At 57.9% G+C, this 5,028-nt stretch carries 4 protein-coding genes; 3 read left to right on the top strand and 1 reads right to left on the bottom strand.

Annotated elements, in window-relative coordinates; genetic code table 11:
* The first annotated feature begins 492 nt into the window (after nt 1–492).
* From AC6I6H_RS22360 to AC6I6H_RS22350, 3 genes are all read left to right on the top strand, one after another.
* Nucleotides 493–966 (top strand): hypothetical protein, encoded by a 474-nt coding sequence (locus AC6I6H_RS22360; protein ID WP_497956807.1) that lies wholly within the window; start codon nt 493–495, stop codon nt 964–966.
* On the top strand, nt 956–2,059 hold the full coding sequence (locus AC6I6H_RS22355; RefSeq protein WP_497956805.1) for a phosphodiester glycosidase family protein: 1,104 nt from the start codon (nt 956–958) through the stop codon (nt 2,057–2,059). The genes AC6I6H_RS22360 and AC6I6H_RS22355 overlap by 11 nt, the downstream gene beginning before the upstream one ends.
* Before the next feature lie 111 nt (nt 2,060–2,170).
* A complete protein-coding gene (locus tag AC6I6H_RS22350) occupies nt 2,171–2,677 on the top strand; it encodes a GNAT family N-acetyltransferase (protein WP_497956803.1) in 507 nt (168 codons plus the stop codon).
* Nucleotides 2,678–2,699: 22 nt separating this feature from the next.
* Here AC6I6H_RS22350 and AC6I6H_RS22345 read toward each other — a convergent pair whose 3' ends face one another.
* Nucleotides 2,700–4,478 carry a helix-turn-helix domain-containing protein gene (locus AC6I6H_RS22345; RefSeq protein ID WP_497956801.1) on the bottom strand — a complete coding sequence of 593 codons (1,779 nt, stop codon included), beginning with the start codon at nt 4,476–4,478 and terminating at the stop codon, nt 2,700–2,702.
* Nucleotides 4,479–5,028 lie beyond the last annotated feature (550 nt).

Here is a 5,028-nt window from a genome sequence, read left to right as displayed (position 1 = left end):
TCCCTTTAGCGCTTTACTGCAACGTTGGTATTTTTCGTATAAATTGAAAAGGAGCATTTTGGTGCAAATAGGCGCTGTGGCAACCGTTACACATGGCGAGGGCTAAGTGAAGGAGCCTCAACCAGCAGTGGCGGGCGGAAAGGGCACACCTATACCGAAAAAACCGCCTCCAATAAGCGGAAACGGCCTGTCATGAAGCTCTAATGGTTCCGCCTACTATAGCGGCGAAGCCCCTTGAGGCGACCGCCGGGCAGGAGGAAGTTTGCAAGCGGGGTTCTATTCTTTTTTTTCGCGCCTATAATTCTATCATACCGGGGAAATGGAGGGCTAACTGTCAGCCAGAGTGGACAAGTTTTCCGGACGAATTGGGACTTTTTGCGCAACAATGAAGGTTTCGCGGCGTATACAGGCATGTACGATATTATGTTAAGATGGAAAAATGTCACGTCTCACCTGCCACACCTCAATTCAGGAAGGAAGAATGCTTGCCTTATGAAAGAGTTGTCCTACGAATCCGTTCAGGAGTTGAGCCGGAAGAAGAGCGAGTCCAAAGGAAAGCGGATGCCGCGGCGGGTCGTTTTGGCGATTACGCTGGCGATTTGGCTGGCTGTCGGGGTCGCCGGTTATTCGCTTGCCCATCACTATATCGGAGGCATTCAGCAGCGGCTGGACGGCATGGCGCAGGCCAATCAGGCCGAGATGCAGGAGCTGAACACGAAGCTGACCGCCCTGCAAACCGCCCTCGGCGAGCAGAAATCCCAGGCCGAGACGCTCAAGCAGCAGTTTGCTTCGGTGGAAAGCGAGCTGACGGCTGTAAAAGAAGAAATGTCGCTGGCGGGCAGCTCCCTCAGCACAACCGCCGAGACCAAAAAAGCGCTGAACGCGCGCATCAACGACCTCAGCAAGGAGCTGGGCGAGCTGCGCAAGGTCATCCAGCGCCTGGAGGAAGCGGCCCGTGTTTATTAAGCGATTCCTGCCGCCGCTTCTGATTCTGGCTCTGGTCGGGGGGCTTTACACCGGCTTTGCCGCCGAAGCGGACAAGCTGGAGCCGGGATACCAAAGCGCGCAGCTTGATTTGCAGGCCGAAAAGGAGCTGGCCGGACAAATGGACGCGCCCCTGGCCGGGGCGAACGAGTCGTTTGCCGCGATGGATGCGTCCGCTCTCAAATCGTCGGAGGAGCTGGCTGCCATCAAATCGGCGCTGACGGCGCTCGGCGAGAACGCCAAGCAGGAGAGCGCCGCCGACGCGGCCCAGAAGAATGCGGTCGACAAAATTGTAAGCACCAGCGCGCAGCAGACGAAGAAGACCGGCGACGTGCTGGACAACGTGCTGGCGAACATCCTGGGAAAGCCCATCGGCCAGTCGTATGGCAAACGGTCCACGGTCAAGGTTTTTTCCCTGCAGGAAGCGGGGTACCGCGGCTATATGGCGAAGGTCAAGCTGCATGATCCGAAGGCGTTCAAGCTGGTTCTCTCCGGCGACAAGATCGGCCACCCGGGCGAAAAAACGAGCGCGGCCGCCAAGCGGACAAACGCGACCATCGCCATCAACGGCGGCGGCTTCGCGCGGCAGAACGGCCTGCTGTACCCGATGGGCATCACCGTGGTGGACGGGCAGATCAAAACCTTTGCCCGGATCGATCTGAGCTTCATCGGCATTAACCAGAAGGGGCATCTGGTGGGCGGCTCCGTCACCTCCAAGCAGCAGATCAAGGACATGGGCGTCCAGCAGGGCGCAACTTTTGTGCCGACGCTGCTGAAGGACGGCAAGAAACAGACCATCCCGGCCAAATGGCGGAACAAAAAGGAGCCGCGCACGCTCATCGGCCACTTTTCCAACGGGGACCTGCTGCTGATCGTCATCGACGGCCGCCAGAAGGGCAGCTCCGGCATCACGCTGGAGGAGGCCCAGAAGAAGCTTCTGGAATGGAACGTCCGCGATGCGTACAACCTGGACGGCGGCGGCTCCAGCTCCTTCGTCTACAACGGCAAGGTGCTGAACAGCCCGTCGGACGGCACGGAACGCAAGGTCGTGTCCAATTTCGTGGTGCTGCCGTAAGCATATACAAAACCCGGCCATTCCCCGGCCGGGTTTTTTCGTTCGAACAAGACTTTCCTTTTGAATTGCCGTAAAATGGGTTCATCCGCTCAGAAAAGGAAGGCGATTCTCTTGATCATTACCACCGAACGGCTGATTCTCCGCCCTTATGAGGATTCCGATTTGCCCGGCTTGTTTCGCCTGCTGTCCGATCCGCTTACGATGCAGTTTTGGCCCGCGCCGTTTACCCGCGAGCAGGCCGAGCAGTGGATGCGGCGCAGCCAAGGTCTGTACGACACGGGGCTTGGTCGGCGGGCTGTCATTCTGCGGGAAACGAACGAACCGATCGGCGATGCGGGCTTGATGCAGGCCGAGATCGACGGAAAGCCGGAATATGACCTCGGGTACATCATCGCGGCAAAGGAATGGCAAAAGGGCTACGGCTATGAAGCGGCGGCAGCCCTATTGCGATATGGGTTAGATGAACTGAAGCTTCCCCGTATCTGCGCCAACATGCCGGTCGATCATACCGGCTCCCGGAGGGTGGCCGAGAAGCTCGGCATGAAGCAGGAAAAGCGGTTTGCCAATGCGCGGAACCGGAATATCATGACCCATTTGCTTGCCATCGAGGCGGAGTAGACCGGGTACCGGTCCGCCTGCCTCAGTTTGTTCGCCATTCGGCAAGGAGCTTCTCCGCGAGGGCGTCGGCTTGCTTTTCTATGGCGGCGATCCGGTCCAGCAGGTCCGCTTGCGCCATGCGGTGGTTTCTTGTCCAAGCTTGCTTCGTGACTGGTTCTCCATCCGCCGGGAGAGCGGCAAGAAGGTCGGCAAGCTGCGCGGACATGGTTTCGTACAAGGCTTGCATGGCAGCAAGCCTTTTTCCGCTGGAGTCCCCTTCGGCAGCAGCCCGGGCCTCCAGCAAATAAACAGCTGCGGCTCTTCGCGCATCCGCAAGCGCCGCCAAACAGAACCGGTTTACGCTCCCCCTCCGGGCAAACGCGGCTTCGTCCGCCGACCGGTACCATTCCTCGTCCAATAGCCCTTCCCGCCAAGCCTCCAAAGCCGCGTAACCGAGAAGGTAGCCGTTCTGTTCGTTCATCCGCATCGAACGAAGCTTCAGGTCCAGCGATTCGAGCAGGTTGTCCCAAGCCGGGGGGGCGGGCGACTTTTTGCCAAGCCGGACAATCCGGTAAGGCCAATGATCCGCGTAGAGATAACCTTTGGTTTTTCTCATTTCCTCTTGAAAATCGGGATCGTCCCGCAGGCCTTCAAGCGTCTCCTGGTCAAAATACGAACGGCAAAGCAGCGTGTCCCCGGAATCCCGATACCCGGTGATGACGCCCCACTCCGGCGCGACCCGAAGGTTGAGCGCGATCGGCAGCCGCCGCTTCCGGATATCGGCCATAAGCTGCTGCTTGACGTCCCGGCGCTGCTCCGGCTTGATGCGTTCGGTCCATAAAGGTTCATACCCCAATGCGGCAAAGGCCGGGGCGGCGTAATCGAAGGCGGCCAAGGCGTCGGCCGCGCTGTAATCCCAAACGGGCGCAAAGGCGATTCTCCAGCAAGCGCCCGAAATTCCCATCACCGTTTCATAAGAGACGCGTTCCCCGGCGGTTTGCAGCGACAGGGTGAGCGCTCCCGCCCACGAGCAATCCATGTTCTTTCCAAAGCCCAACGGTCCGACATTTTCCACGATGCAGGCGCCGCTCTCCCTGCTTCCCGCGGTTAAGGCGGTCCGGTCCGGGTTGAACAGAAGCTGTTCCCCTTCCGGTACGCTGACCGCCTGAAGGCCGTCCCGGTTCAAGTAGAGCAGAAGCAAGTAGTCGGTCCCCTCGTTTTCAATAGGGCTGGGGAACAGGGCGTGATCCGCCGGAATGGCATCCCACCCGAAGAACCGGTAATGCTCCAGCTTTTTCATAACGTTCCGGTAGCTCCGCTTATTTCCGTAAACGGCGCCTGCCATCTCCAGTTCTCCTTCTTTTGCGGTCAGGCCCTGCGTGTGGCGGTCAAGCTTCAGCACTTCTCCTTGAAAACAATAGGTGTAGAAAATCCCCTCCGGCGTTTCGAATTGAACAAGCAGCGCCTTGACCCGGTCCGTTGGGAGGGAAACCGGAAGAGATTCCTCATGAACGGGAAAGGTCAGCCGGTTTCCGCCGACAAAAGGATTCAAAAAAGCCGTGAGGTCGTGAGCGTTTACCCCGTCCGTGTACACAGCGGAGAGGATCATAAGCTCCTGCGGCATCAAAATGCTGTCGATGGAATGCCCCAAAAGCGCGGAAAGCAGGGGAAGCGTCGCGGTTTCCGGAAGCGCCTTCCCGTTCTCCCACTTGGAAACCGCCTGCGAGGTGACATGCAGCCGTTCCGCCAGTTGCTCCTGGGAGAGCTTTTTTTGTTTGCGAAGCGTAGCGATCCGTTTACCAATAGCAGCCGTACCATTCATATTTGATCTCCCTGATCCAGATTACGACGTCGTTAGGGTCATTATAAGCCGCGGTCCGATAAGACAGCCATCGATTTAAAGACAAGGGCAGAGGCGGCGGACTCAACCGGAGGTTGTCAGGCGGAATAAGTTCACGCGTGCGGGAGGCAGTGCCGGAGAATAACGGAAAGGGAGTTATTCTTTCTGTGCTGAGAAATATCATAGCCGCCGCATACCCGGAGTATGAGTACATAAAGGAACGCGAGCCTTATAGAAGCTCAAAAGACGGAAGGCTTTCCTTTAATATGGCCTTGTAGATGCGGGCTTTTCTTATCGGTGGTTGACGCAACCTTCCGCCGGCGCTAGAAGCTCGGGCAAGGAGTACTCTTGGGCGGAGAGCCTCTTCTTTTTGACCGACGCCACACGCTAGCGGTTCACACGGAGCTTATTCACGCGAAAACTGCCTGGTTTTTTTTCCACCCTGAAAATAAGTCAACGTCATAGTCTGTGGTTCCCGCCAGGGCACGGGTGGCTAACGGTTGCCACAGCGCTTATTCGCCCAAAAAACCCC

This window comes from Gorillibacterium sp. sgz306347 (assembly GCF_059735245.1).
Note: the sequence above shows the minus strand (reverse complement) of the source record. Positions and strands in the feature narration are given on the sequence as shown.

Coding starts and splice junctions, on each gene's coding strand:
- AC6I6H_RS22360 (WP_497956807.1), top strand. CDS start 493: ATGAAAGAGTTGTCCTACGAATCCGTTCAGGAGTTGAGCCGGAAGAAG.
- AC6I6H_RS22345 (WP_497956801.1), bottom strand. CDS start 4,478: ATGAATGGTACGGCTGCTATTGGTAAACGGATCGCTACGCTTCGCAAA.